The 26,783-nt window shown below is 71.1% G+C and carries 27 protein-coding genes; 15 read left to right on the forward strand and 12 right to left on the reverse strand.

The annotated features are described in order from the left end of the window. Positions 1–146: 146 nt before the first annotated feature. Genes OG257_RS30525 through OG257_RS30535 form a run of 3 tightly spaced genes read left to right on the forward strand, consistent with a single transcriptional unit; the run spans position 147 to position 3,209 of the window. Positions 147–911 (forward strand): SDR family oxidoreductase, encoded by a 765-nt coding sequence (locus tag OG257_RS30525; RefSeq protein WP_329212715.1) that lies wholly within the window; start codon positions 147–149, stop codon positions 909–911. Beyond that, entirely contained in the window at positions 908–2,575 is a 1,668-nt protein-coding gene (locus OG257_RS30530; protein ID WP_329212716.1) for an AMP-binding protein, read from the forward strand. Before OG257_RS30525 ends, OG257_RS30530 begins: the two co-directional genes overlap by 4 nt. A 37-nt stretch (positions 2,576–2,612) precedes the next feature. Next, positions 2,613–3,209 carry a TetR/AcrR family transcriptional regulator gene (locus OG257_RS30535; RefSeq protein ID WP_329212717.1) on the forward strand — a complete coding sequence of 199 codons (597 nt, stop codon included), beginning with the start codon at positions 2,613–2,615 and terminating at the stop codon, positions 3,207–3,209. 54 nt (positions 3,210–3,263) lie between these two features. Here the strand turns inward: OG257_RS30535 and OG257_RS30540 are convergent, their stop codons facing one another. Continuing rightward, the gene (locus OG257_RS30540) at positions 3,264–3,974 is read right to left on the reverse strand and encodes a DUF6215 domain-containing protein (protein WP_329212718.1); all 711 of its coding nucleotides are present in this window, start codon (positions 3,972–3,974) and stop codon (positions 3,264–3,266) included. Positions 3,975–4,323: 349 nt separating this feature from the next. Here OG257_RS30540 and OG257_RS30545 point away from each other — a divergent pair, with 349 nt between their 5' ends. Beyond that, positions 4,324–5,658, forward strand: a complete 1,335-nt coding sequence (locus tag OG257_RS30545; RefSeq protein ID WP_329212719.1) for a M28 family metallopeptidase — start codon at positions 4,324–4,326, stop codon at positions 5,656–5,658. 47 nt (positions 5,659–5,705) lie between these two features. On the opposite strand, the gene OG257_RS30550 is transcribed toward OG257_RS30545, so the two are convergent. Together OG257_RS30550 and OG257_RS30555 are read right to left on the reverse strand one after the other, a co-directional pair. Continuing rightward, a complete protein-coding gene (locus tag OG257_RS30550) occupies positions 5,706–6,920 on the reverse strand; it encodes an acyl-CoA dehydrogenase family protein (protein WP_329212720.1) in 1,215 nt (404 codons plus the stop codon). Between the two features lie 6 nt (positions 6,921–6,926). Then, positions 6,927–7,949: a phosphotransferase family protein gene (locus OG257_RS30555; RefSeq protein WP_329212721.1), complete on the reverse strand. Its 1,023-nt coding sequence runs from the start codon at positions 7,947–7,949 to the stop codon at positions 6,927–6,929. Positions 7,950–8,090: 141 nt separating this feature from the next. On the opposite strand from OG257_RS30555, the gene OG257_RS30560 reads away from it, so the two are divergent. Beyond that, the gene (locus OG257_RS30560; RefSeq protein WP_329212722.1) at positions 8,091–9,380 is read left to right on the forward strand and encodes a glucarate dehydratase family protein; all 1,290 of its coding nucleotides are present in this window, start codon (positions 8,091–8,093) and stop codon (positions 9,378–9,380) included. A gap of 37 nt (positions 9,381–9,417) precedes the next feature. On the opposite strand, the gene OG257_RS30565 is transcribed toward OG257_RS30560, so the two are convergent. Then, on the reverse strand, positions 9,418–9,759 hold the full coding sequence (locus tag OG257_RS30565) for a winged helix-turn-helix transcriptional regulator (protein ID WP_329212723.1): 342 nt from the start codon (positions 9,757–9,759) through the stop codon (positions 9,418–9,420). A gap of 102 nt (positions 9,760–9,861) precedes the next feature. On the opposite strand from OG257_RS30565, the gene OG257_RS30570 reads away from it, so the two are divergent. Together OG257_RS30570 and OG257_RS30575 are read left to right on the forward strand one after the other, a co-directional pair. After that, the gene (locus OG257_RS30570) at positions 9,862–10,500 is read left to right on the forward strand and encodes an NADPH-dependent F420 reductase (protein ID WP_329212724.1); all 639 of its coding nucleotides are present in this window, start codon (positions 9,862–9,864) and stop codon (positions 10,498–10,500) included. Between the two features lie 36 nt (positions 10,501–10,536). Then, a complete protein-coding gene (locus tag OG257_RS30575) occupies positions 10,537–11,472 on the forward strand; it encodes an NADP-dependent oxidoreductase (RefSeq protein ID WP_329212725.1) in 936 nt (311 codons plus the stop codon). 14 nt (positions 11,473–11,486) lie between these two features. On the opposite strand, the gene OG257_RS30580 is transcribed toward OG257_RS30575, so the two are convergent. From OG257_RS30580 to OG257_RS30595, 4 genes are read right to left on the reverse strand one after another with little or no spacing between them, the layout of a single operon-like run. Then, positions 11,487–11,798 carry a DUF202 domain-containing protein gene (locus tag OG257_RS30580; protein ID WP_329212726.1) on the reverse strand — a complete coding sequence of 104 codons (312 nt, stop codon included), beginning with the start codon at positions 11,796–11,798 and terminating at the stop codon, positions 11,487–11,489. Beyond that, positions 11,795–12,178 (reverse strand): YidH family protein, encoded by a 384-nt coding sequence (locus OG257_RS30585; RefSeq protein ID WP_329215433.1) that lies wholly within the window; start codon positions 12,176–12,178, stop codon positions 11,795–11,797. The genes OG257_RS30580 and OG257_RS30585 overlap by 4 nt, the downstream gene beginning before the upstream one ends. A gap of 17 nt (positions 12,179–12,195) precedes the next feature. Then, positions 12,196–12,723: an NUDIX hydrolase gene (locus OG257_RS30590; protein WP_329212727.1), complete on the reverse strand. Its 528-nt coding sequence runs from the start codon at positions 12,721–12,723 to the stop codon at positions 12,196–12,198. Beyond that, positions 12,710–13,627, reverse strand: coding sequence for a DMT family transporter (locus OG257_RS30595; RefSeq protein ID WP_329212728.1), 918 nt, complete (start codon positions 13,625–13,627; stop codon positions 12,710–12,712). Before OG257_RS30595 ends, OG257_RS30590 begins: the two co-directional genes overlap by 14 nt. A 142-nt stretch (positions 13,628–13,769) precedes the next feature. Here OG257_RS30595 and OG257_RS30600 point away from each other — a divergent pair, with 142 nt between their 5' ends. Both OG257_RS30600 and OG257_RS30605 read left to right on the forward strand, forming a co-directional pair. Next, entirely contained in the window at positions 13,770–15,425 is a 1,656-nt protein-coding gene (locus OG257_RS30600; RefSeq protein WP_329212729.1) for an FAD-binding dehydrogenase, read from the forward strand. Positions 15,426–15,637: 212 nt separating this feature from the next. Continuing rightward, positions 15,638–16,867 (forward strand): PQQ-binding-like beta-propeller repeat protein, encoded by a 1,230-nt coding sequence (locus OG257_RS30605; protein ID WP_329212730.1) that lies wholly within the window; start codon positions 15,638–15,640, stop codon positions 16,865–16,867. A 97-nt stretch (positions 16,868–16,964) separates the two neighbouring features. Here OG257_RS30605 and OG257_RS30610 read toward each other — a convergent pair whose 3' ends face one another. Next, positions 16,965–17,390, reverse strand: coding sequence for an ASCH domain-containing protein (locus OG257_RS30610; protein WP_329212731.1), 426 nt, complete (start codon positions 17,388–17,390; stop codon positions 16,965–16,967). Positions 17,391–17,628: 238 nt separating this feature from the next. On the opposite strand from OG257_RS30610, the gene OG257_RS30615 reads away from it, so the two are divergent. The 4 genes from OG257_RS30615 to OG257_RS30630 all read left to right on the forward strand — a co-directional run bounded on the left by OG257_RS30615 (position 17,629) and on the right by OG257_RS30630 (position 21,630). Continuing rightward, complete coding sequence (locus OG257_RS30615; protein WP_329212732.1) at positions 17,629–18,594, forward strand: hypothetical protein; 966 nt, start codon at positions 17,629–17,631, stop codon at positions 18,592–18,594. A gap of 35 nt (positions 18,595–18,629) precedes the next feature. After that, the gene (locus OG257_RS30620) at positions 18,630–20,201 is read left to right on the forward strand and encodes an APC family permease (RefSeq protein WP_329212733.1); all 1,572 of its coding nucleotides are present in this window, start codon (positions 18,630–18,632) and stop codon (positions 20,199–20,201) included. A 69-nt stretch (positions 20,202–20,270) separates the two neighbouring features. Further along, entirely contained in the window at positions 20,271–21,023 is a 753-nt protein-coding gene (locus OG257_RS30625) for a molybdopterin-dependent oxidoreductase (RefSeq protein ID WP_443054506.1), read from the forward strand. Continuing rightward, positions 20,965–21,630 (forward strand): cytochrome b/b6 domain-containing protein, encoded by a 666-nt coding sequence (locus tag OG257_RS30630; RefSeq protein ID WP_329212734.1) that lies wholly within the window; start codon positions 20,965–20,967, stop codon positions 21,628–21,630. The genes OG257_RS30625 and OG257_RS30630 overlap by 59 nt, the downstream gene beginning before the upstream one ends. Here the strand turns inward: OG257_RS30630 and OG257_RS30635 are convergent, their stop codons facing one another. Together OG257_RS30635 and OG257_RS30640 are read right to left on the reverse strand one after the other, a co-directional pair. Then, the gene (locus OG257_RS30635; protein ID WP_329212735.1) at positions 21,631–23,028 is read right to left on the reverse strand and encodes a GntP family permease; all 1,398 of its coding nucleotides are present in this window, start codon (positions 23,026–23,028) and stop codon (positions 21,631–21,633) included. An 8-nt stretch (positions 23,029–23,036) separates the two neighbouring features. After that, positions 23,037–23,546 (reverse strand): gluconokinase, encoded by a 510-nt coding sequence (locus tag OG257_RS30640; protein WP_329212736.1) that lies wholly within the window; start codon positions 23,544–23,546, stop codon positions 23,037–23,039. 131 nt (positions 23,547–23,677) lie between these two features. On the opposite strand from OG257_RS30640, the gene OG257_RS30645 reads away from it, so the two are divergent. After that, positions 23,678–24,379, forward strand: a complete 702-nt coding sequence (locus OG257_RS30645) for a FadR/GntR family transcriptional regulator (RefSeq protein ID WP_329212737.1) — start codon at positions 23,678–23,680, stop codon at positions 24,377–24,379. Between the two features lie 9 nt (positions 24,380–24,388). On the opposite strand, the gene OG257_RS30650 is transcribed toward OG257_RS30645, so the two are convergent. Then, positions 24,389–25,123 carry a TetR/AcrR family transcriptional regulator gene (locus OG257_RS30650; RefSeq protein ID WP_329212738.1) on the reverse strand — a complete coding sequence of 245 codons (735 nt, stop codon included), beginning with the start codon at positions 25,121–25,123 and terminating at the stop codon, positions 24,389–24,391. Between the two features lie 52 nt (positions 25,124–25,175). Here OG257_RS30650 and OG257_RS30655 point away from each other — a divergent pair, with 52 nt between their 5' ends. After that, complete coding sequence (locus tag OG257_RS30655; RefSeq protein ID WP_443054584.1) at positions 25,176–26,729, forward strand: APC family permease; 1,554 nt, start codon at positions 25,176–25,178, stop codon at positions 26,727–26,729. Positions 26,730–26,783 lie beyond the last annotated feature (54 nt).

Consider the following 26,783-nt stretch of genomic DNA (forward strand, 5'->3'; position numbering starts at 1 on the left):
TGTCATGGCCACGCACGCTAGCGCGGGCGAGGGCCGCACGGAACGGCCCTGACTGGGCAGATACCCAGTCCTGCCCGGGACCCCTTCCCTGATCACATACCGACTGGTTAGTCTGCCGGGGAAGACGGCTGAGAGAGGCGGGACCGATGAGTACGGTGCAGGGCGCTGGCGTAGTGGTGACCGGAGCCGGAGGCGGCATCGGAGCCGCTCTGGCCCGCAGATTCGCCGCGGAAGGTGCACGGGTCGTCGTCAACGATCTCGACATCGACCGGATCAAGGCGCTCGCCGAGGAGATCGGCGCGACCGCCGTCGCAGGTGACGCCTCGGGGATCGTGGACGCGGCCCGGGACGCACTCGACGGCACGGTGGACATCTACTGCGCCAACGCGGGCCTGGCATCCGGCGGCGACGCCTTCGCCGACGAGGACGTCTGGGCACGGGCCTGGGACGTCAACGTGATGTCCCACGTCCGCGCGGCCAAGGCGCTGCTGCCGGACTGGCTGGAGCGCGGCAGCGGCCGTTTCGTCTCCACCGCGTCCGCGGCCGGTCTGCTGACGATGATCGGCGCGGCCCCGTACAGCGTCACCAAGCACGGTGCGGTGGCCTTCGCCGAGTGGCTCGCGCTCACCTACCGCCACCGCGGCATCAAGGTCCACACGATCTGCCCGCAGGGCGTGCGCACGGACATGCTCACCGCCGCGGGCTCCGCGGGCGATCTCGTACTCGCCCCCACCGCGATCGAGCCGGAGGCCGTCGCCGACGCCCTGTTCGACGCCATGGAGCAGGACCGCTTCCTGGTCCTGCCGCATCCGGAGGTGGCCGGGTACTACCGGGCCCGCGCCAAGGACCCCGACCACTGGATCGGCAGCATGAACCACCTGCAGCAGAAGTGGGAGGAGGCCGGCGCATGACCGAGTCGATCTACGCGGCAAAGCCCTGGACCGCCCTGCTCAGCGAGGCGCAGCGGGCCCCGGTCCACCCGGCCGAGACCCTGGTGCACGCCTTCCGCGCCGCTGTCGGGCGGGCTCCCGAGCACCCCGCCCTCGCCTATTTCGACGGCCGTCTCGGCTACCGCGAGACCGATGAGCTCTCCGACTCCGTGGCCGGGCACCTCGCCGCCGAAGGGCTGCGGCGCGGCGACCGTGTGGCGATCATGCTGCAGAACACCCCGCACTTCGTCCTCGCGCTGCTGGGCGCCTGGAAGGCCGGCGCGACCGTCGTCCCGCTGAACCCGATGTACAAGTCCGGCGAGGTCGGCCACGTACTGAAGGACGCCGGGGTGACCGCGCTGATCTGCTCGGACCGTGCCTGGGAGTCCTATCTGCGGGACACCGCGGAGGCAGCGCCCGGCGTGAAGATCGCCGTCACCGCCTGCGAGCGCGACCTCCAGACGGCCGACGACCCCCGGGTGCTCGGCTTCGAGAGGCTCCCCGCCCCCGGCCCCGACGACTGGGCGGCGGACCTGGTGGCCGTGGCCCGCCGGGGACTCGCCGCCCCCGAGGGCACCGAGCTCACCGCCGCCGACGTGGCGCTGATCAGCTACACCTCCGGGACGAGCGGTACCCCCAAGGGCGCCATGAACTCCCACGGCAACATCATGGTCAACGCGGAGCGGCAGCGGACCGGCCACCCCATCGCCGAGGGGGCCGCCTACTTCGCGCTCGCCCCGCTCTTCCACATCACCGGCATGGTGTGCCAGCTCGCCGCCTGCATCGCCAACGCGGGCACCCTCGTCCTCGCCTACCGCTTCGAGGCGAGCGTCGTCCTGGAGGCCTTCGCCGAGCACCGCCCCGCCTACACCGTCGGCCCCTCGACCGCCTTCATGGCGCTCGCCGCGCACCCCGGGGTCACCCGCGAGCACTTCGCCTCCTTCGAGGTGATCTCCTCGGGCGGTGCGCCGCTGCCGCCCGCGCTCGTGGAGAAGTTCCGCGACGGCTTCGGCCCGTACATCCGCAACGGCTACGGCCTCACCGAGTGCACGGCGCCCTGCGCCGCCGTACCGCCGGAGCACGAGGCCCCCGTCGACCCGGTGTCCGGGACCCTGTCCGTCGGCGTTCCCGGACCCGACACGCTGGTCAGGATCATCGACGAGAACGGCGACGACGTCCCCTTCGGCGAACAGGGCGAGATAGCCGTACGCGGGCCGCAGGTCGTCTCCGGCTACTGGAACCTCCCCGAGGCGACCGAGGCAGCCTTCCCCGACGGGGAACTGCGCACCGGCGACATCGGCTTCATGGACGCGGCGGGCTGGCTCTACGTCGTCGACCGCAAGAAGGACATGATCAACGCCTCCGGCTTCAAGGTCTGGCCACGAGAGGTCGAGGACGTCCTCTACACCCACCCCGCGGTGCGCGAGGCCGCCGTCGTGGGAGTCCCCGACACCTACCGCGGGGAGACCGTCCGGGCCTACGTCAGCCTGCGTCCGGGGGCCGAGACGGAGCCCGGCGAGCTGAGCGCGTACTGCAAGGAAAGGCTCGCCGCGTACAAGTACCCGCGCGAAGTGGAGATCCTGACGGAACTCCCGAAGACCGCAAGTGGGAAGATCCTCAGGCGGGAACTGCGTTCTCCCCGGTAGAACACTTCACGCACAGACGAGAGGGCAGGTGGCGGCAATGGCCAAGGCGACGGACGGCGGGAACGGTACGCCCGTCCCTCAACGGCTGCTTGCCGCCGCCACCCGGCTCTTCGCCGAGCGTGGCTACGACCGCACCTCGGTCCAGGAGATCGTCGAGGCGGCGGGCGTCACCAAAGGCGCCCTCTACCACTATTTCGGCTCCAAGGAGGACCTCCTCCAGGAGGTCTACGCCCGGGTGCTGCGGCTGCAGCAGGAGCGGCTCGACGCGTACGCGAACGCCGAGGCCCCGATCGAGCAGCGGCTGCGCGACGCGGCGGCGGACGTGGTCGTCACCACCATCGAGAACCTCGACGACGCCTCGATCTTCTTCCGCTCGATGCACCACCTGAGCCCGGAGAAGAACAAGCAGGTACGGATGGAGCGGCGCCGCTACCACGAGGGCTTCCGGGCGCTGGTCGAGGAGGGGCAGCGCAGCGGGGTGTTCTCCTCGGCGACCCCGGCGGACCTGGTGGTCGACTACCACTTCGGTTCGGTCCACCACCTGTCCACGTGGTACAGCCCGGACGGCCCCCTCAGCCAGCAGGAGGTCGCCGACCACCTGGCCGACCTGCTCCTGAGGGCTCTGCGCCCCTGACGGCCGAAGCCGCCGGACTCCGTGTGCCGGACGCGGAGGCGCTGCCGCAGGCCGTCAGCCGGCGTCGGCCCACCGCGGGACCGTCGGCAGGACCTTCTCGGCGACGCGGAGCAGCACCGCGTCGTCCGGCGTCATGCCGTCCGTGCGCCACACGGCCACCTCGAAGGACCCGCCGCCGTCCTTCGCGTCCTGGGCCACGCTGAGGACGCGGGCCGGAGCGCCGGGACCGCTCTCGGAGTCGCTGCCGTCGAGGCGGAAGCTGATGCTGATGGTGCGCTGCGAGTAGATGACCGCCGGGCGGCCCAGAAACGTCTGCTGCCGGGCGTCGGCCCCCAGGAGCGTGGCGGACCCGTCCACCGGAAGACCGTCGTAGGTGGCCGACAACGTCACGGTGTAGGTGCCGAACTCGACCTGGGCCGAGGGGGTGTCGATCTCCTTCGCGCCGGAGAAGTCGAGGGAGCCGCCGTTGCCGCTGGCCGACTTCACGGTCTCCCCGGGCGTCCCCAGCACCTCGGCCAGGCCGGGACGGTTAAGTGCCTCGCACAGCTGCGCCCCGGAGACCCGCCAGGGCGCCTTCCCGGGCTTTCCCGTCGCCTTCTCGGGCTCCCCGCCCGAGCAGGTGGCAGGCGGCGGGACGCTGTCCGCGGACGACGTCTCCTGGACCGTCCACAGTCCGACCCCCAGTGCCCCTACCAGCGCCACGGCCAGGACGGCCTGCCCCCATGCGCCCGTGCCCTTCGTGGGTGCGCCTGTTACGTCTGCCATGTCCCCCGCCTGTCATGATCACCCCATATGTGCCCGGGGACCCTATCCCGTGATCATCGGGCGGGCAAGCGGGATCGGTGTCAGTGCGGCGCCAACTCCGGCCCTGCGCACGACGATCGGCACCCCCGCGCGGCACGCCACGGTGTTCTCCCGATCCCGTGCGGCAGCCCGCCCACCGGTTCTGTCCGCTGAGCGAACGGGGCTGTCCGGATTCAGCTCTTGACGGTACGCGGCCATCTCGCTGACCATCGGTCACGCACATCGCACCACCAGCTCCTGGCCCCGGCCGTGCACGGCCGGGTACCCCCCGCACGTTCCGTCAGTCCCCGAACGGAATCCGGAGCCTTCGATGAGCCCAGCCAGATACAGATCCGTGTCCGCATCCGCCCTCGCCGTCGCGGCCCTGCTCGCGACGGCAGCCCCCGCTGTACAGGCGGCCCCCGCCCCCTCCGCGGTGGCCGCCTCCTCCGTGGTGGCCGCGGCGCCCGACATACCCCTCGCCAACGTCAAGGCGCACCTCACCCAGCTCCAGTCGATAGCCACCGCGAACGGCGGCAACCGGGCCCACGGCCGGACCGGCTACAAGGCGTCCATCGACTATGTGAAGGCCAAGCTGGACGCGGCCGGATACACCACGGCACTCCAGCAGTTCACCTCCGGCGGAGCCACCGGGTACAACCTCGTCGCCGACTGGCCGGGAGGGGACCCGAACCAGGTCCTCATGGCCGGCTCCCACCTCGACTCGGTGACCTCCGGCGCGGGAATCAACGACAACGGCTCCGGCTCGGCGGCCGTGCTGGAAACCGCCCTCGCCGTCTCCCGGGCGCAGCTCGCACCCGACAAGCACCTGCGGTTCGCCTGGTGGGGTGCCGAGGAGCTGGGGCTCGTCGGCTCGAAGTACTACGTGAACAACCTCGCCGCCACCGAGCGTGCCAAGCTCGACGGATACCTCAACTTCGACATGATCGGCTCGCCCAACGCCGGCTACTTCGTCTACGACGACGACCCGGTCATCGAGCAGACCTTCAAGAGCTACTTCGCCGGTCTCTCGGTGCCCACCGAGATAGAGACCGAGGGCGACGGCCGCTCCGACCACGCCCCCTTCAAGAGCGCGGGCGTGCCCGTCGGCGGCCTGTTCACCGGGGCGAGCAACACGAAGAGCAGCGCCCAGGCCACGAAGTGGGGCGGCACCGCGGGGCAGTCCTTCGACCGCTGCTACCACTCGTCCTGCGACACCACGGCCAACATCAACGACACGGCCCTGGACCGCAACAGCGACGCGGTGGCCCACGCGATCTGGACCCTGTCCGCAGGCACCGTCGAACCGCCCACGGGCGAGGGCGTGTTCACCAGCACCACCGATGTCACCGTGCCGGACGCCGGGGCGGCCGTGACCTCCTCCATCGCGGTCACCGGACGAACCGGTAACGCCCCCACCGCACTTCAGGTGGGCGTGGACATCAAGCACACCTGGCGCGGCGACCTCGTCGTCGACCTGCTCGCGCCGGACGGCACCGCGTACCGGCTGAAGAGCGCGAGCAGCAGCGACTCGGCCGACAACGTGATCGCGACGTACACCGTCAACGCGTCGAGCGAGACCGCGAACGGCACCTGGAAGCTCCAGGTGCGGGACACGGCCTCGCAGGACACCGGCTACATCGACAGCTGGAAGCTCACCTTCTGAACTCCTTCGGCGGTGCGGTCAGTAGGAGCGGGCCGCACCGCCGTCGGTCAGAGGTACTTCTTGATCTCGCGACGGGCGAGCGACCGCTGGTGCACCTCGTCCGGCCCGTCCGCCAGCCGCAGGGTCCGTGCCGAGGACCACAGTTCGGCCAGCGGGAAGTCCTGGCTCACACCGCCGGCGCCGTACAGCTGCACCGCCTGGTCGAGAATGCCGACGACCGCGCGCGGCGTGGCGATCTTGATCGACTGGATCTCGGTGTGCGCCCCGCGGTTGCCCACGGTGTCCATCAGCCAGGCCGTCTTCAGGACGAGCAGCCGCAGCTGCTCCACGGTCACCCGGGCGTCAGCGATCCAGTTCTGCACGACGCCCTGCTGGGCGAGCGGCTTGCCGAAGGCCGTACGGGACACGGCCCGCCTGCACATCAGCTCGATCGCGCGCTCGGCCATCCCGATCAGTCGCATGCAGTGGTGGATACGGCCCGGGCCCAGCCGTGCCTGGGCGATGGCGAAGCCGCCGCCCTCCTCGCCGATCAGATTCGCGGCGGGCACCCGCACATCGGTGAACACGACCTCGGCGTGGCCGCCGTGGGAGTGGTCCTCGTAGCCGTACACCTGCATCGCACGGCGCACCTCCAGGCCGGGGGTGTCGCGCGGGACGAGGATCATGGACTGCTGGCGGCGGATGTCCTCGCCGTCCGGGTCGGTCTTGCCCATCACGATGAAGACGGCGCAGTCCGGGTTCATCGCCCCGGAGATGTACCACTTGCGCCCGTTGATGACGTATTCGTCGCCTTCCCGCACGATCCGCGTCTCGATGTTCGTCGCGTCCGACGAGGCCACCTCGGGCTCCGTCATCGCGAACGCCGAGCGGATCTCGCCGGCGAGCAGCGGCTCCAGCCACTGCTTCTTCTGCTCGTCCGTGGCGAACTGGAAGAGCACCTCCATGTTCCCGGTGTCCGGGGCCGCGCAGTTCAGCGCGGTCGGAGCCAGATGCGGGCTGCGGCCGGTGATCTCGGCGAGCGGGGCGTACTGGAGGTTCGTCAGTCCGGCACCGTACTCCGCGTCGGGGAGGAAGAGGTTCCACAGGCCCTGCCTGCGCGCCTCCGCCTTGAGGTCCTCCACGATCTGCGGGGTGTCCCACGGCGAGGCGAGCCGGGCGCGCTGCTCCTCCGCGACCGCCTCGGCCGGGTACACGTGCTCGTCCATGAAGGCCAGCAGCTTCGTGCGCAGCTCTTCGGTACGGGCGTCGAATGCGAAGTCCATGGGTGATCAGCCTTCCTGGAGGGTGGTGAGGCCGTGCGCGATGAAGACGGGGACGAGGTCGCCGATGCGGTCGAAGCCGGGGCCGACGGTCTGGCCGAGGGTGTACCGGTAGTGGATGCCCTCGAGGATCACGGCGAGCTTGAACCAGGCGAATGCCGTGTACCAGGAGATGCCGGAGGTGTCCCGGCCGGAGCGGGCGGCGTAGCGCTCGATCAGCTCGGCGGGAGTGGGGTGACCGGCCGCGCCGCTGGTGGTGGACACCGGGGAGGCGGGCAGGTCGAGGTCGGAGCTGTACATCACGAGCAGGCCGAGGTCGGTCAGCGGGTCGCCGAGCGTGGACATCTCCCAGTCCAGGACGGCCTTGATCCGGTCGTCCTCCCCGATCAGCACGTTGTCCAGGCGGTAGTCGCCGTGCACGACGGTGGGTGCGGGGGAGGCGGGCAGCGCCCGGCCGAGCGCGGCGTGCAGCTCGTCGATGCCGGCCAGCTCACGGTTGCGGGATGCGTCCAACTGCTTGCCCCAGCGCCGCAGCTGGCGGTCCAGGAAGCCCTCGGGGCGCCCGAAGTCGCCGAGGCCGACGGCCTCCGGGTCCACGGCGTGCAGATCGACGAGGGTGTCGACGAGTCCGAGGACGGCGGCCCGGGTGCGCTCGGGGCCGAGGGGGGCGAGCTGCTCGGCGGTGCGGTACGGGGTTCCCTCGACGTACTCCATGACGTAGAACGACGCGCCGATGACCGACTCGTCCTCGCACAGCAGCACCGGCTCGGGCACCGGTACGGCGGTCGGATGCAGGGCGCTGATCACCCGGTGCTCGCGCTTCATGTCGTGCGCGGTGGCCAGCACGTGGCCCAGCGGCGGTCTGCGGACGACCCACTGCCCCGTGCCGTCGGTGACGATGTAGGTCAGGTTGGAGCGTCCGCCCTCGATCAGCCGGCCTTCGAGCGGTCCGTTCACCAGCCCGGGCCGCTCGCGGTCGAGGAACCCACGCAGCAGGTCGAGGTCGAGACCTGGCGGATGGACTGGGCTCATGGTGCGCACCTCCGGGACGGTTGAACGATCGGGACCATGATGCCGACCAGTCGGTATGTCGTCCAGTGAACTCCCGGAATCAAGTGGACGATCTTGGCTCACGGTCTGGCGTTCAGTCGTATCCCTGAATAGGGTTCACGTATGGATACAGCATTGTTGATCGACGACGTCCGGCTGACCCCGATCCTCATCGCCGATCCGCCGCTGCTGAACACCCAGGGCGTCCACCAGCCGTACACCCCGCGGCTCATCGTGGAGGTCGTCACACGCGGCGGTGTCACGGGAATCGGGGAGACCTACGGCGACGGCACCTACCTCGAACTGGCCGAGCCGCTTGCCCGCGCCCTCCCCGGCCGCCCGGTCAGCGACCTGAACGGCCTCTTCGCCCTGGCCGACGAGGTGTGCGGCGACTCACGCGCCGCCGACGGGCGGGTCGACGCGGGTGGGCTGCGCGGCGTGCAGACCGCCGACAAGCTGCGGCTCTCCGTCGTCTCCGGGTTCGAGGTCGCCTGCCTGGACGCGCTCGGCAAGACCCTCGGCCTGCCCGTGCACGCCCTGCTCGGCGGCAAGGTCCGCGACCGCGTCGAGTACAGCGCGTACCTCTTCTACCGCTGGGCCGCCCACCCCGCGGGCGGCGAACCCGACGACTGGGGCGCGGCCCTCGACCCCGCCGGAGTCGTCGCCCAGGCGCAGCGCTTCTCCCGCGAGCACGGGTTCACCTCCTTCAAGCTCAAGGGCGGAGTCTTCGAGCCCGACCAGGAGATCGCCGCCGTCCGCGCGCTCGCCGAGGCCTTCCCGGGGCAGCCGCTGAGGCTGGACCCCAACGGTGCCTGGTCCGTGGAGACCTCGCTGTACGTCGCCGATCAGCTCAAGGGCGTACTGGAATATCTGGAGGACCCGGCGAGCGGTACAGCGGCGATGGCGGAGGTCTCCGCCGGGACGGACCTCCCGCTCGCCACGAACATGTGCGTCACCACCCTCGCGGAAGTCCCCGAGGCCTTCGCCCGCGACGCGGTCCAGGTGATCCTCTCCGACCACCACTACTGGGGCGGGCTGCACCGCACCCGTGAACTGGCCGGGATCTGCCGCACCTTCGGCGTCGGACTCTCCATGCACTCCAACACCCACCTCGGCATCAGCCTGGCCGCGATGACCCACGTAGCCGCCACCGTGCCCAACCTCGACTACGCCTGCGACAGCCACTACCCCTGGCAGACCGAGGACGTCATCACCACCCGCCACACCTTCGAGGACGGACACCTCGCCGTCTCCGACGCCCCCGGACTCGGCGTCGAACTGGACCGCGACCGGCTGGCCGCGCTCCACCGGCGCTGGCTCGACGACGACGGCACGATGCGCGCACGCGACGACGCGGCGGCGATGCGCAAGGCCGACCCCGAGTGGGTGACTCCTCCGATCCCGCGCTGGTGAGGCCGATGAGGCCGGTGAGGCCCCAGGGCGGAAGGCCCTAGTCCTCCCAGCCCTGCGCAGCGACGAACGCGTCCCCGTACCGGGCCGACCAGCGGCCCAGGGCCTCGATCGGTTCGAGCAGTGTCCGGCCGAGCGCTGTCAGCGCGTACTCCACGCGCGGCGGTGCCTCGGCGTACGCGCACCGCTCCACCAGCCCGTACCCCTCCAGCCGGCGCAGCGTCTCGGTCAGCACCTTGGCGCTGATGCCACCGATCTCCGCCCGCAGTTCACCGGGCCGGCGCGGGCCCGTGGCCAGCGCGTACAGGACCACGGGATTCCAGGTGTTCGCCAGCAGGTCGAAGCCGAGCCTGGCCCGGCAGTCCGCGAGCAGCCGGTCCACGGTTCCCCCTCCCCGGCCCGTTGGACACCGAACGGTGCGCAACGGATCTCCTAGCGTTCCGACAGGACGACGCTACGCGAACAGCGGCCACGGGAGACGGACATGCGCATCGGCATCATCGGTACGGGAAACATGGCGGAAGCCCTCGGCACCCAGTGGGGGAGGGCCGGGCACGACGTCCTCTTCGGCGGCCGGTCACCCGACCGCGCCCGTTCCCTCGCCGGCCGCACCGGCCAGAGCGCGGGCACGGTCACCGAGGCGGCGGCCTTCGGCGACGCGATCCTGCTCGCCGTGCCGTACGACGCCGTTGCCGGTGTCCTCGGCGGCCTCGGCGCCGCGGACGGTGCCCTGCGGGACCGGCTGCTGATCGACTGCACCAACGCCGTCGGACCCGGATTCAGGCTCACCACGGACGGGGGCCCGGGCGCCGCCCGTACGATCGCCGACTCCACCGGGGCGCGGGTCGTCAAGGCGTTCAACCACCTCCCGGACTCCGTGTGGCGGCTCACCCCGCCCGTTTTCGCCGACGGGCCGGTCACCGTCCCGCTGTGCGGGGACGACGAGCAGGCCCTGGAGGCGGTACGGGTCCTGGTGCGGGCCCTGGGATGCGTACCGCTGACCGTGGGCGGGCTCGACCGGGCCGGGTATCTGGAGACGACGACGGCCTTTCTCATCGGGCTCTGGCACTCCGGTCACGACCCGCGCACCCTGCTCCCGCCCTTCCACGCCGCCACAGCCTGAGTTGCGGGGACCCTGACCTGCGCCGATCGTCGGAGGATGAAGGCGATCAGCTACAGCAGCTACGGTCCGGCCGATGTACTGGAGTACGGCGACCGGCCCGACCCCAAGGTCGGCCCGGACTCGGTCCTGGTGAAGGTGCGGGCCGCGGCCGTCAACCCGGTCGACTGGAAGGCGCGCCAGGGCTACCTCCAGTCGGCGCTGGAAGCCGTCTTCCCGGTCATTCCCGGCTGGGACGTCTCCGGAGTCGTCGTCCAACCCGGTGCCGCCGTCGACGAGTTCTCCGTGGGCGACGAGGTCATCGGCTACGTGCGCGAGGACTTCCTCTCGCGCGGGACCCTCGCCGAATACGTCGCCGCCCCCGTGCGCACCCTCGCCCGCAAGCCCCTGAACCTGAGCTTCGAGGAGGCCGCCGGCCTCCCGCTGTGCGGACTCACCGCCTACCAGGTGCTCCACCGCACCCTGAAGGTCCAGGACGGCGAGACGGTCCTCGTCCACGCCGCCGCCGGAGGGGTCGGCTCGTTCGCCGTCCAGCTCGCCCGGCACGCGGGCTGCCGGGTCATCGGCACGGCAGGCCCCCACAACCACGAGTACGTGCGGCAGCTGGGCGCCGAACCCGTGGAGTACGGCGAGGGGCTCGCCGACCGGCTGCGGGCCCTGGCCCCCGAGGGCATCGACGCCGCGTTCGACACCGTCGGCGGGGAAGCCCTGCGGGTCTCCGCGGAGACGCTCGCCCCCGACGGCAGGCTCGCCTCCATCGCGGACGCGGAGGTCTTCTCCTACGGCGGCCGCTACGCCTTCGTGCGCCCCGACGCCCAGGACCTCGCACAGATCGCGGAACTGGCCGAGCAGGGCATCATCACCGTCCACGTCGACCAGGTCTTCACCCTGGAGCAGGCCGCGGACGCCTACCGGCTCAACGAGCAGGGGCGCACCCGCGGCAAGATCGTCGTCACCGTGGACTGGGAGAGCTGAGACCGCGCGGCCGATCAGAAGAGCATGGCGGCGGCGAACGCCGCGATCGCGACCGTGCACGCCGCTGCCGTCAACGCGTTGCGCTGCGACAGCGCCGGCGGCGCGGTGGATCCCAGGCCCGCCACCCGGCGGTGCGCCACCCGCAGGAACCCCAGCCAGGCGAGCAGGCTCAGCGCCACGGCGATCACCCCGGCCGCGTCCGCCCCGCCGTGCAGGGCCTGCCTGACCGCGAGCAGGGCCACCACCGTGCAGGACAACGTTGTACGCCGCCAGGCCAGCCTCGTCCGCTCCGGCTGCAGACCCGGATCGCGCCCTGCCGTGGTCACCGGCCCTCCCAGCCGAACAGGACCACCACCACCATCGCCAGGGCGACCACGGCGACGACCATGCTCAGCAGCGCCGGGAAGCGGGACACCGGCAGATCCTCACCGCGCCGCATCGCCCGCTCGCACCGCACCCAGTGATTCACCGCGCGCAGGGCACACAGGACACCGGCCACGAGCAGCCCGAGGGCCAGGCCCGCCCGGAGGCCCCAGCTCAGACCGGGCAGGAACTGGTCGACGGCGAAACCACCGCCGATCAGCGCAAGGGCGGTCCGGAGCCACGCAAGGAACGTGCGCTCGTTGGCGAGCGAGAAGCGGTAGTCCGGGGTGTCGCCCTCCGCACGGATCTGCTGCGGCGCGAACCACAGCCGCAGGCCCCGCATGACGTCGCCTCGCCGGCTCACGCGGTGAACCCCGTTGCCCCGGCCCTGAACGCCCGCAGGCGGTGGTAGGTCTCCAGCCCGTCCGGCACCCACAGCCAGTCGCCGAGCCGCCGCTCCAGTTCCTCATCGGTGAGAAACGTGTGCCAGGCGACCTCCTCCACCTGCGGATTCACCGGCAGCTCGCACCGCACCCGGTACACGTACGACCACCAGCTGTGCTCGGCGCTCGTGTAGAGGAACTTGAACAGGGGCTCGGGGCGGGGCAGGTCCGGCACCCCCAGCTCCTCCCCGGCCTCCCGCAGCGCCGCCTCGTCGTACGACTCGCCCGCGCCCACGACCCCGCCGACGAACATGTCGTAGTGCGAGGGGAAGACCAGCTTCGTCGCCGTCCTGCGGTGCACGAAGAGCCGTCCCCCGGCGTCTCTGGCCTCGATGAAGACACAGCGGTGGCGCAGGCGCCGCGCGGTCGCCTCGCCACGCGGCGCCTGCCCGACGACCTCGTCGTTCTCATCGACGATGTCCAGGATCTCGTCATCCGGAGTCATGCTGCTCATCCAACATCAGTCGGTCGGCAGCAGTGGACCCGTGCCTGCTCTTCCCCTCCGGCATCGCCGGATGGAGCCCGAGCAGCACGATCCCCGCCACGATCGCCGCGAGTCCGGCAGCCTGCCAGGCCAGGGCACCCGCGTCGGTGCGCACCCGGTCGCCCAGGAACCCGATTCCGCACACGATCCCGGCCAGCGGCTGCGCGGCCGTCAGCGCGGGGAGCGACATCCGCAGCGGCCCCGCCTCGAACGCGCTCTGGACCAGGAGCAGGCCGGTCACCCCGATCACGACGACCGCGTACGGATGCCAGCCCGTCATCAGCGTCGCCCAGCCGCCCTCGTCCAGCCGCTCCCCGCAGAGCCTGGTCAGGGCGTCCTGCAGTCCGTACAGCAGCCCGGCCGCCAGCCCGAGCAGCACGGGCGTTCCGGGGGTCCGCGGGTGCCTGGCAGAGACGGTCAGGACCACGGCGAGCCCCGCGACCGTGCCGATCACCAGCCACTGCCGCAGCGGATCCGCGGTCGCCTCACCGCCTTCCGGCTGGCCGGCCAGCAGGAACGCGGTGACGCCGCCCGCCAGCAGACAGAGCCCGCCCCAGCCCTGCTTGCCGAGTGACTGCCCGGTGCGGTGGCGCGACAGTGCCATCGCGAAGACCAGATTGGTCGCCAGCAGCGGCTCGACGAGCGACACCTCGCCCTGGCCGAGCGCGAGCGCCCCGAGGACCATGCCGCAGACCATCAGGCCGATCCCGGCGAGCCAGCTCGGCACCCGCATCAGGTCGAGCAGCAGCCGGGGTGACAGGAAGTCGCTCAAGGGCGCACGTCTGGCGGCGTCCTGCTGGAGGACGAACCCGAAGCCCAGACAGCACGCGGCGCCCACGGAGAGCAGGAGAACAAGCACCGACACGGGTCCGACGATAGCCCCGCGGACCCGCGCGAGCGGTGAGGGCGGCGCCGACCGGGCGGTTGACGTGGAAGCGGCCGGTACCGAAGATCTGACGCACAAGTAACTTCGTGCACCGCACGGCATCGCCCCGAAGGATGGAACCATGGCGTACGACGCTGATGTGATCGTGATCGGGGCCGGACTCGCGGGTCTGGTGGCCACCGCCGAGCTCGTCGACGCGGGCCGGACGGTGATCCTGCTGGACCAGGAGCCCGAACAGTCCATAGGCGGCCAGGCGCACTGGTCCTTCGGCGGCCTCTTCCTCGTCGACTCGCCCGAGCAGCGCCGGCTGCGGATCAAGGACAGCCACGAGCTGGCTCTCCAGGACTGGTACGGCACGGCGGGCTTCGACCGCAAGGAGGACCACTGGCCGCGCAAGTGGGCCGAGGCGTACGTCGACTTCGCGGCCGGTGAGAAGCGGTCCTGGCTCCACGACCAGGGGCTGCGGCTCTTCCCCGTCGTCGGCTGGGCCGAACGGGGCGGTTACGACGCGAACGGCCACGGCAACTCCGTCCCCCGCTTCCACATCACCTGGGGCACCGGACCCGGTGTCGTCGCCCCCTTCGAACGGCGTGTGCGCGAAGGCGTCGCGAAGGGCCTCGTCCAGCTGCGGTTCCGTCACCGGGTCACCGGCCTCGGCCGCTCGGCCGGGGCGATCGACACCGTCACCGGCGAGCTCCTCGACGCGAGCGGCGCCGAGCGGGGCACGGCCAGCAGCCGCGAGGTCACCGGCGCCTTCGAGCTGAAGGCGCAGGCCGTGATCGTCACCTCGGGCGGCATCGGCGGCAACCACGATCTCGTACGCGCCCAGTGGCCCGAGCGGCTCGGCACCCCGCCCGAGAAGCTGCTCTCCGGGGTGCCCGCCCACGTAGACGGGCTGATGCTGGGCATCACCGAGGAGGCCGGCGCCCATCACATCAACCGCGACCGGATGTGGCACTACACCGAGGGCATCGAGAACTGGAACCCGATCTGGGCCAAGCACGGCATCCGGATCCTGCCCGGCCCGTCCTCGCTCTGGCTGGACGCGCGCGGGAAGCGGCTGCCGGTCCCGCTCTTTCCCGGCTTCGACACGCTGGGCACCCTCGAACACATCATGAAGTCCGGGTACGGCTACACCTGGTTCGTCCTCGACCAGAAGATCATCGGGAAGGAGTTCGCGCTCTCCGGCTCCGAGCAGAACCCCGACCTGACCGGAAAGTCGGTCCGCGACGTGATCGGCAGAGCGCGCGCCGAGGTCCCCGCGCCGGTCAGGGCGTTCATGGACAAGGGCGTGGACTTCGTCGTCGAGAAGGACCTCGGCGCGCTGGTCCGCGGGATGAACGCACTGACCGACGAGCCGCTGATCGACGAGGACGACCTGCGCCGCGAGATCACCGCCCGGGACCGGGAGGTCGCCAATCCCTTCACCAAGGACCTCCAGATCACGGCGATCAACGGCGCCCGCGCCTACCTGGGCGACCGGCTGATCCGTACGGCCAAGCCGCACCGCATCCTCGACCCCGAGGCGGGGCCGCTGATCGCCGTCCGGCTCAACATCCTCACCCGCAAGTCCCTGGGAGGCCTGGAGACGGATCTGTCCTCCCGGGTCCTGACGGCGGACGGCACCCCGCTTCCCGGTGTGTACGCGGCGGGCGAGGCGGCCGGCTTCGGCGGCGGCGGGGTCCACGGCTACCGCTCCCTGGAGGGCACCTTCCTCGGCGGCTGCATCTTCTCGGGCCGCGCGGCGGGCCGGGCGGCGGCCGAGGCGACCGGCTGAGGCGACCGGCTGCGCTGACCGGCTGCGTTGACCGGCCGAGGCATCCGGCCGGGCGGACGGCCCGTCAGGCGTTCTGTGACGGGGCGACGGGAGCTTCACGGCCCTGTCCCGATTCCGTACCGTCCGGCGTCCGGCCGAAATCCGACGACTAGCCTTGCGGCGCTCAAGCGTCCCCGGGGGGCGTCGGAACAGCGGACGGGACAGGAACAGACGTGGTCGAACGTGGCGGGTACGCGGTTTCGCGCAGGCACATACTCAGGCTGGCGGGGACAGGCCTTGGCCTGGCCGTGATCGGCGCCGGGGCGGTGGGATGCGGTCCCGAGGGGGAGGCGGCCGAGCCGGGAGGCAGCCCGACGCCGGGCGGGGGCAAGAACGGTGACCGCTTCACGACCCCGCCACCGGGCACCGCCCCCGAGCCGCTGTGGCAGCAGAACGCGGCGAACAGCAACCTCGCCGGCGACGGCGCGCTCGCGGTGGCCGGGGACGTGGTCCTGGTGTCGGGCGACCCGCTGGTCGGACGCGACGCGGTCACCGGAAAGCAGAAGTGGTCCCGCGCCGGCGTCACCACACCCGGCGCGAAACTCGTCCTCGGCGGCGGGACGCTGTACCTCGCGAGCGGCGAGTACGACGGTGACGTCGTGGGCCTGGATCCCGCCACCGGCAAGGAGACCTGGCGGAGCCGGCTGGGCAAGAAGTACGAACAGCCGCGCCCGATCGCGGCGGACGACCGCCATGTGTACGTCCTCGCCGGCATCCTGGAGAAGGACTTCACCTCGCCCGACAACGTGATCGCCGCGATCGACACCGCCTCCGGCAAGGTCGCCTGGCGTGAGCGGCGCGACACGGGCACCGAGGAGTACGGCATCACCGCCGCGACCGTGGGCAACCGCCTCGTCTACACGGACTACCGGGAGAACGTGACCGTCCGCGACACGGCGACGGGCCGACAGGTGTGGACCAAGAAGATCAGCCGGTCCAGCCACCGTCGCTTCGCCGTGCACGGGGAGCTGGTGATCGTGGCGGACGGACAGCGTCTGCGGGCGTTCGCACTGGCCGACGGCAAGGAGCGCTGGTCCCTCACGACGAGCGAGTTCAGCACCTTCAGCGACCCGCACGTCCTGGACGGGGTGCTCTACGCCTCCGACACCGCCCGCAGCTTGTGGGCGGTGGATCCCGCGACGGGCAAGCAGATCTGGCACAACGAGGATCTGCGGGACACGGCCACGCAGGCATGGCAGTTCGCCAAGGTGAACAACACCCTTTACGGCGCGACCGAGTTCGACAAGGACGGGGGCGTGCACTCCTTCGACGCGACGACCGGGAAGCTGCGCTGGACCTACAACGACAGAACCGGCGACATCCAGCAGTGGTACGTGGTGGCGGCGGGCAAGCGGCTGGCCGTGATGCACGGCAAGAAGCTCTACGCGCTCCCCGCCGTGTGATCCCGGCTCCCGGTCCGGGTTCCGGCCGCGCCGGCGCGCGGGGCCGGGCCGGGCACCGTCACTCCCGCCCCCGCCCCGCCCCGTCACTCCCGCCCCGTCACTCCCACCGCTCCACCACCCGGAACCTCTCCACGACGATCTTCGTGTCGTCGTCCACGGTGAACGCCGGGTCCCCCAGGGCCTCCCGCATCTCCTCGCTGTGCCAGAACGCCTCGTGACCCGCCCGCCACTGGGCGACCGATGTGTACCCCTCGCCCTCGTCGAGTGCGTGCTGAAGGCCGATTGAGCCCAGCGCCACCACGCGCACCTCCGTCAGCTCCACTGCGGCGACCTCCCGCCCCCGGGAGTCGATCAGCGCGGACCGCTCACCCACCGGCGGAAGGTCCTCCTTCTCCACCTCGTACTCCGCGAGCAGCCCCGACGTCGACACCTTCTCGCCGGAGAGCACGGCCGCCACCAGCCGGTCGCGCAGCGGTCCGGGGAAGGCGAGGAGGAAGGGTTTGAGCGGTTCACGGTTCTCCATGACGGCAGTGTGGCACGCGTCACCCCGGCCGTTCCCGTGTCTCCGCCACCCCCGCGACGAGCTGCACGAATGGTTCAGACCACGACCCGTGACCATCAACTGCGTGGCTCACGCATGCAGTTGTTGAAGGGCCGCCCTTGACGTGGAGCATTACCTACCGCTTTGCTGTGCGCGATCGTTTGCTCGCACACAGCGTCGAACCAACTCGCGCACCGCGTCGAAAAAAGGAAGCCTGCGGATGTCCCCGCCTCCGCCGCCCCTGGGCCGCGCCCGCCGCAAGGGCGGGCGCTCGGACCACGCCTTCGACCCGGCTCTCGACGACAGCGAACTGATCGACGTACGAGGTCAGTTCGCCCAGGGCCGGTGGGCCAGGGCCCGCTCCCTCCTCGTCGCCACCGACACCGACTGGGATCGCCGCGGCCACCGTGTCCTCGCACTCGCAGCCACCCCGTCCGCGGCGGGCTGGGCACGCGAGTGGCTGCTCGCCGAACCGGACAGCCCCGACGCCGCCACCCTCCTTGCCTGTGCCACCGTCACCAGGGCCCTGGGTCCCAAGTCCGGTGCCGGTGAACGGGAGAAGGCCCGCGAAGCCTGCCTGGGCGCTGCCCGGCTCGACCCTGCGGACCCGACGCCCTGGCTGGGCCTGATGCTGCTCGACCGCACGCACGGCACCCGGGAGGAGACCGCCAGGCAGTTCGAGGCGATCCGGTCCCGCCACCCCGAACACCACCAGGCGCACCACCTGATGACGGCCCTGCTGGCCGAGACCGACCCCGGGGGCGACGACCCGCTCCACGAGGTCTACGACTTCGCCGCCTGGGCGGCCGAACAGGCCCCGGCCGACTCGCCGCTCGCCGTACTCCCCGTCGTCGCGCACGCCGAGCGCTACCGCGTCCTGGCCGCGGCGGGCAGCGTGTCCGACGACCCGGCGGGCTCGGGGCACTGGACCGGCCGCCGGGCCAGGCAGGTCATGAAGGCCGCCTTCGACTGGTGGCTGGAATGGGAGCGCGAGGACCACCCCCGCCACCACGTCGACCTCAACTTCCTTGCCCACGCCAAGATCTGCGAGGGCCGCCCCGCCGAGGCCGCCGCCCTCTTCCACCGCATCGGCCCCCACGCGACCGCGGCCCCCTGGTCGTACTCCGGCCGCGATCCGCACCCCGCATTTCTTGCCGCGCGCAACTACGCGCTCGGTACCCCGTGATGCACGTTGCTCTCAACGAAGGGACCACCCCCGCCATGTCGACGGGCAGAACAGATACGACCGGGACCGGAACGGCCAGGACAACCGGCGACACCGGCGGGATCAACACCTACAAGGGGGAGGAACGCGCCCTGCGCGCCGACCGGCTCGGCACCCCCGGACTGCTGCTCTCGGTCCTCGCGGCCAGCGCCCCGCTGATGGTCGTCGCCGGGGTGATGCCCACGGTCTTCGGTGTGATGGGCATCGTCGGGCAGCCGCTGCTCTACGTCGTCCTCGGCATCGTCCTCATGCTGTTCAGCGTCGGTTACGCGGAGATGAGCCGGCACGTCCACAACGCCGGTGCGTTCTATGCCTACATCGCCCGCGGTCTCGGCCCGACGGCCGGCGCGGGCGCCTCGCTCGTCGCGCTGGTCGCGTACAGCGCCATGCAGGTCGGCATCTACGGCATCCTCGGCTTCGAGGTCTCCGGCCTCTTCGCCACCTATCTCGACATCGAGATGCCCTGGTGGCTTCCCGCCCTCGTCTCGGTGGCCGTCGTCGGTGTCCTCGGCTGGCTGAAGATCGACCTCAACGCCAAGGTGCTCGGCGTCCTGCTCGTCATCGAGTGCGCCCTGGTCGTCATCTTCGACATCGCCGCCGTGAGCAAGCCCGGCCCCGAAGGCCTGTCCTTCCACGCGTTCAACCCCGACACCCTCACCGGCGCGGGGCTCGGCACCGCGCTCTGCTTCTGCATAGCCGCGTTCGTCGGCTTCGAGCAGGCCCCCGTGTACGCGGAGGAGACCAGCCGCCCGCAGGTCGTCGTGTCCCGGGTCATGTTCCTGGCCGTCGGCTACGCAGCCCTGTTCCTCGCGGTGAGCTCCTGGGCGCTGACCGTCGCCGCGGGCCCCGGCTCCATCTCGGACACCTCCCTCAAGGAGGGCCCGGGCATGCTCTTCGGCCTCACCGAGGAGAGGCTCGGCACCACCTTCACGGACGTCCTGCACGTCCTCTTCGTCACGGGCATGTTCGCCGCACTGCTCAGCTTCCACAACGTGGTCGCCCGCTACGCCTTCGCCATGGGCCGTGAGGGCCTGCTTCCGGCGGGCTTCGGCCGGACCAGCAAGACCAGCGGCGCGCCCGCCACCGGCTCGCTGCTCCAGTCCGTGATCTCCGTCGTGATCGTGCTGGCCTTCGCCTTCACGGACGACTACCCGGTCGGTGACCCCACGGCGCCCGTCCTGCAGCTGTTCACGTGGATGGGCAACGTCGGCGCGCTCGGAGTGATCCTGCTGATGGCGGCGGCCTCCTTCGCCGTGATCGCCTTCTTCGTACGCCGCGGCGCCGGCCGCGCCCAGGCACCCCGGCTCGTGGCCTCCGGCCTCGCCGGAATCGCGCTGCTGGCCATCGCGGTGTTCACCGTCCGTGACTTCGACGTACTGGTCGGCTCGGGCCCCGGCTCCGTACTCAACTGGCTGCTGCCCGGCGTCATCGGCGTCGCGCTCGTCGGCGGCCTGGTGTACGGGGCGGTGCTGCGCTCCACGAAGCCCGAGGTGCACGCCAGGATCGGCCTCGGCAACGAGGCGTTCCAGCTGGAGAAGGCCGCGGAGAGCACGACGGACCCCCGGTAATTCTTACCCGGTGGTGACGAACACCCGCGGCCCCTGGTGACGGGCGGCCGCGGGTGTTCGAATGGGCGGGTGAACAGTCGCCCTCCCGACAGCGAAGATCCCCCAGACGGCAGCCGTGCCGAAGGCGCGCCCGTCGGCCGCCGCCTGGTCCTGGCCATGCTCGGCCTGGGCGCCGCCGGGGTGGTCGCCGCCCCCGTCCTCCAGCGGGGGCTGGAGACCGGGCTCGGAGCGGTCGCCGACAAGGACCCCACCGGGCTGACCGGGCTCCTGCCCAACGGCGGCGGTTTCCGCTACTACTCCGTCGCCACATCCGTACCGGAGAAGACCGCAGCCGACTACCGCCTCACCGTGGACGGCCTGGTCGACCGCCCCGCCACCTACACGCTGGACTCCCTGAAGGCCCTCCCGCAGACCCGCCTGGTGCGCGATGTCCAGTGCGTCACCGGCTGGCGGGTCCCCGAGACCCCGTTCGAGGGGGTCAGGCTGTCCGCGCTGCTGGACGCGGCAGGAGTACGCCCCGGGGCGAAGGCGGTCCGCTTCACCTGCTTCGACGGCGCCTACAGCGAGAGCCTGACCCTGGAACAGGCCCGCCGCGCAGACGTCCTGGTCGCGCTGCGCATGCAGGACAAGCCGGTCACCCACTCGCACGGCGGCCCCGTCCGGCTCTACGTGGCACCGATGTACTTCTACAAATCGGCGAAATGGCTCTCCGGGATCACCGTCACCGACGCCGTACGCCCCGGCTACTGGGAGGAGCTCGGCTATGACGTCGACGCCTGGGTCGGCCGGTCCAACGGCCGCGACGACGCCCCCACCGTCTGAACACCCCACGAGGATCCGCCGCTTCACCCGCGCCGAGCGCTGGGTGCACCGCACCACCGCCTGGCTGACGCTGCTCTGCGTGGCCACCGCGGCCTTCCTGTACGTCCCCCAGCTCGCCGAACTCGTCGGCCGCCGCCACCTCGTGGTCACCGTCCACGAATGGTCCGGGCTGCTCGTCCCCGTACCGCTGCTCGCCGGGCTGGTCTCCCGCGCCCTGCGCGCCGACCTCTCCCGGCTCAACCGGTTCGGACCGCACGACCGGCAGTGGCTGAAGGCCGCGCTGCGCCGCGACCGCACGCCCGGAGCCCGGCCGGCCGGGAAGTTCAACGCGGGCCAGAAGCTCTACGCCGCCTGGATCGCCGGCGCCGTGCTCGTGATGCTCGGCACCGGCCTGCTGATGTGGTTCACGGACCTCGCCCCGCTGGTGTGGCGCACGGGCGCGACCTTCGTGCACGACTGGCTGGCACTCGCGATCGGCATCGTCCTGGCCGGACATACGGCAATGGCGCTCGCCGACCCGGAGGCACGCCGTGGCATGCGCACCGGGTCGGTCGAGCGCCCTTGGGCCCGCACCGAGCACCCGTTGTGGCGGGATCCGGAGGAGTAGTTACAGGACCAGCGACAGCAGCAGGATGAAGCCCAGCGAGACGACGGAGATGATGGTCTCCATCACCGACCAGGTCTTGATCGTCTGGCCGACGTCCATGCCGAAGTACTCCTTCACCAGCCAGAACCCCGCGTCGTTGACGTGGCTGAAGAAGAGCGAGCCCGCACCGACGGCGAGGACGAGCAGGGCCGCCTCCGGGGTGGACATGCCGGCCGCCAGCGGAGCGACGAGGCCGGCCGCCGAGATGGTGGCCACGGTCGCCGAACCCGTCGCCAGGCGGATCGCCACGGCGATCAGCCAGCCGAGCAGCAGGGCGGGTATCGACCAGTTCTCGGAGAACTCGAGGATCATCTGGCCCACACCGGCGTCGATGAGGGTCGTCTTGAAGCCACCGCCGGCACCGACGATCATCAGCACGCCGGCGATCGGGGCGAGCGACTTCTCGACGGTCGTGGAGAGCCGCGCCTTGGTGAACCCGGCGGCCCGGCCCAGCGTGAACATACCGACGATCACCGCGGCGAGCAGGGCGATCAGCGGCGAACCGATCACATCGGTGACCCGCTGGACGTGGTTCTCCGGGTTGTCCACCACGATCTCGACGAGGGCCTTGGCCAGCATCAGGACGACGGGCAGCAGCACGGTGGCCAGGGTGGCGCCGAAGCCGGGGCGGCGGTCCAGGTCCTCCGAGGGGCGCTCGGGGATCATCTTCTCCGGCGCCTGGATGTCCACCCAGCGGGCGGCGTACCGGGAGAAGACCGGGCCCGCGATGATCACGGTCGGGACGGCGACGAGGACACCCAGCGCCAGCGTGACGCCCAGGTTGGCGTCGAGTGCGTCGATGGCGACCAGCGGGCCGGGGTGCGGCGGGATCAGACCGTGCATCACCGAGAGCCCGGCGAGCGCGGGGATACCGATCCGCATCAGGGAGTAGTTGCCGCGCTTGGCGACCAGCAGCACCACCGGGATCAGCAGCACGATGCCGACCTCGAAGAACAGCGGCAGACCGATGATCGAGGCGATCAGCACCATCGCCCAGGGCATGGCGCGCCCGCTCGCCTTCGCGAGAATCGTGTCGACGATCTGGTCGGCGCCGCCCGAGTCGGCGAGCAGCTTGCCCAGGATCGCGCCGAGCGCGATCAGCACACCGACACTGGCGACGGTGGCGCCGAGGCCCGTGGAGAAGCTGGTGATCGTCTTGTCCAGCGGGGCACCCGCGAAGACGCCGAGCGCCAGCGAGCCGATGGTCAGCGCCAGGAAGGCGTGCACCTTGAACTTGGTGATGAGTACGACGATGACGGCGATGCCCGCCAGGACGGCGATGCCCAACTGCGCGTTGCCGGCCGAGGTGATCGGCTCGACGGCATCCGCTGCCAGCATCTCGACGCTGAGACTGCTCACGGTGATCCTTAGGAATCGAGCCGGCGCAACGCGGCGACGGCCCGGTCGGTTATTTCTTCGGGGGTTCCGGACACGTCCACCGCCACGCCCGCCTCGTCCTCCTGCAGCTCCTGCAGGGTCGCGAACTGGGAGTCGAGCAGTGCGGTCGGCATGAAGTGGCCCTTGCGGTCCGCCATCCGGCGCTCGATGAGTGCCCGGTCGCCGGTCAGATGGAGGAAGACGGCACCAGGGGCTTCGGCGCGCAGCCGGTCACGGTAGACCCGCTTGAGCGCCGAGCTGCTGACGACTCCGCCGAGCCCCGCCCGGCCGTGGGCCCACTGGCCGATCGCGTCCAGCCAGGGCCAGCGGTCGTTGTCGTCCAGCGGGGTACCCGCCGACATCTTGGCGATGTTGGCCGGCGGGTGGAAGTCGTCGCCCTCGGCGTAGGGAACGCCGAGTTCGGCGGCGAGCAGGGGGCCGATCGTGGTCTTTCCGGTCCCTGCTACGCCCATCACCACGACGACGTGGGGGGTGCTCATTGGTGCCTCGCTGTCTTCTTCGACATCGGTCCGTCGCGCTACTGAAACTCATTACGTACGACTTATTCAAGTGGCTGTGACATAAACGTCGTACTTTTTGTTCCTGCAGGCCGCCCCGTAGGCTTGTGGGCATGACCACACAGGGCCAGGGGCTGCATACACATGTGCTGGACGCCCTGGGTCTGGAGATCGCCGCGGGGGACTTCCCGCCCGGCCGGGTCCTGCGCACCGACGAGCTGGCACAGCGCTTCGAGGTGTCCCGCACCGTCGTACGCGAAGTGATCCGCGTCCTGGAGTCCATGCACCTGGTCGAGTCCCGCCGCCGGGTCGGCGTGACCGTGCGGCCCACCGAGGAGTGGAACGTCTACGACCCCCAGGTCATCCGCTGGCGGCTGGCCGGCTCCGACCGCCCCCGGCAGCTGCGCTCCCTCACCGTGCTGAGGTCCGCCGTCGAACCCGTCGCCGCCGGACTCGCCGCCCGGCACGCCACCGCCGAACAGTGCGCCGCCCTCACCGAATGCGCCCTCGGCATGGTCGCCACCTCGCGCGGCCAGCAGCTGGAGGGCTATCTGCGGCACGACATCGCCTTCCACCGCATCGTGCTCAACGCCTCCGGCAACGAGATGTTCGCGCGGCTCGGCGATGTCGTCGCCGAGGTCCTCGCCGGGCGTACCCACCACCAGGTGATGTTCGAGGACCCCGACCCCGCGGCCGTCACCCTCCACGTACGCCTGGCCGAGGCGGTCCGCGAGGGGGACGCGGCAGCCGCGGAACGCCTGACGAAGGAGATCGCGGTGGGCGCCCTCCACGAACTGGACGTGCTCGCGCCCTGAGCCCCGCCCTCAGGCGCCGGGCGGGCCCGATCCTTCGAGCACGTGCGCCAACCGCCCCGCGGCCGCCGCCAGCACCATCTCCAGCGCCGCCGGGTACCCGCTGCGGTCCATCTCGGCGACCAGCACCCCCGAGGTCGCCGCGATGTGCGGATGCGTCTCGGCCGGCATCCGCGCGTACGTCTCCCGCCACGCCCGCGCCTCCAGCTCGCGCGCCCGCACCGGAAGCGCCAGCGTCGACGCGTCCAGGGCGGCGAACGACAGCGTCTGGTCGACGAACACGTGGTAGATCCGCACCGCCTCCGCATCGGGGAAGCCCGCCCCGCGCAGCACCCCGAGGATCGCGTCCACCGACCGGATCTCGTGCCTGCGGCCCGTCACCCGGGCACAGGCCAGCATCGCCGCCTGCGGATGCGCCATGTAGTCCGCGTGCATCCTCAGCCCCAGCGCCCGCAGATCGGCCCGCCAGTCGCCGGTGGGACGCCAGCTGTTCAGCGTACGGCCGATCAACTCGTCGGCCACCGCCAGCAACAGCTCGTCCGTGTCCTTGAAGTACCGGTAGACGGCACTCGGATCACACCCCAGCGCGGCACCGAGCCGCCGCACCGTCAGCGCCGCGGCCCCGTGCTCCCCGATCAGCCTGAGCGTCGTCTCCACGATCAGCTGCTCGGACAGGACCGTGCCCCCCTTGGTGGGGCGCCTGCGCCGACGCGCCCCCTCCGGCACCACCCGCTCGCTCGCTCCCATGAGCCGCACCTTATGACAACAGCGTTGACGTGTGAACCCGCCGGAGAGTTCGATGTGCCGCCATCGGGGCCGAACCGCGCCCCTCGGCGAAGGAGTGACCGTGAAGGCCTCACGAACCCCGTACGGCAGCGACCCACCCGCCACGCAGCCCCCCGACGCCCTGAGGAAGAGCCTCGGCGTCGTCGACGGCGTGGCCATCGCCGCCTCCTCCACCGCGGCCACCACCAGCATCGGCATCGGCCTCGGTGTCACCGCGGCCGCCGTCGGCCTGCACCTCCCGATCATCATGCTGCTCGCCTTCCTGCCGATCCTCGGTATCGCGAGCGCCTACTCACGGCTCAACAGGGTCGAGCCGAACATGGGCAGCGGCTACGTCTGGGTCGGCCGCTCCCTCAGCCCCTGGCTGGGCTTCCTCACCGGCTGGATCGGCATCGTCTCCACGGTCGTCTTCCTCTCGTACACCACGACCGTCACCGGCTCCGCCCTCCTCCAACTCGCCGGCGAGGGCGGCCTGCACGAGCTCGCGGGCCTCCGGCTCGACCCCGACTCCACGGCACAGGCGACCGCTCTCGGCATCGTCGTCCTGGTGGCCGTCACCTTTACCGCGATCACCGGCCTCCGGTCCGCCGCCACCTTCCAGAAGTACCTGCTCGTCTTCGAGTACGTCGTCCTGCTCGGCTTCTGCGGATACGGGCTCGTCGCGGGACCGCACCCGTTCAGCCTGGACTGGCTCAACCCGTTCACCATCCCGTCGGGACAGCAGCTCGCCCAGGGGCTCCTGCTCTCCGTCTTCTGCTACTGGGGCTTCGAGTCCTCGTTCAGCGTCACCGAGGAGGTCCGCGACCCCGAGGATGCCTCCAAGGCCGGGCTCATCACCCTCTTCACCATGCTCGGCCTCTTCCTGCTCGGCTCCTTCGCCTTCCAACGCGTCCTCTCCCTCGACGAGTTGACCGCGCACGGAGCCCAGGGCCTCACCTACTTCGGTGAGCGGCTCGCCGACCAGCCGCTCGCCGCACTCCCGCTGATCGCCCTGACGTTCTCCGCGATCGCGTCCCTCCAGTCGGGGGTGATACCCACCGTCCGCGGCATGTTCGCGATGGGCCGCGACCGTACGCTCGGCCCGCTCTGGACCAAGGTCAGCCCCCGTTACGGGACCCCCGCGGCCGGGACCGTCGCCATCGGCTGCGTCGCCGCCGCCGTGGCCGTCCTCTCCCTGGTCATCCCGAAGGTGGGCGACCTCATCCTGGCCTCCGTCAACGCGATCGGCGTCGTCGTGTCCCTCTACTACGCGCTGACCGCCCTGGCCGCCGCCGCCCGTTTCCGCGGCGCCCTGCGCGAGAGCCTGTCCGAGGCCCTGCGTGCAGTGGTCCTCCCCGTCCTCAGCGCCGTCGTCCTGCTCGGCCTCGGCGGCTACCTGTGCTGGACCTTCTACACCTCCGCCGACCACTTCGAGATCAGCCCGGACAACGGCTGGTTCATGCTCTTCTGTCCCGCCGTCATGCTGCTGACCGGCGTGATCGCGGCGGCCTGGGCCAAGTGGGTCAGGAAATCCCCCTACTTCGTCACCGGCCGCTCCACCGCGCCCGCCGTCCCCGAAACGGTCTGACCGAGCACCGCACACCCCACCATCCACCCCGCAGACGGAACGAAACGGAACACC

The sequence above is a fragment of the Streptomyces sp. NBC_00683 genome, assembly GCF_036226745.1.
Taxonomy (GTDB): Bacteria; Actinomycetota; Actinomycetes; order Streptomycetales; family Streptomycetaceae; genus Streptomyces.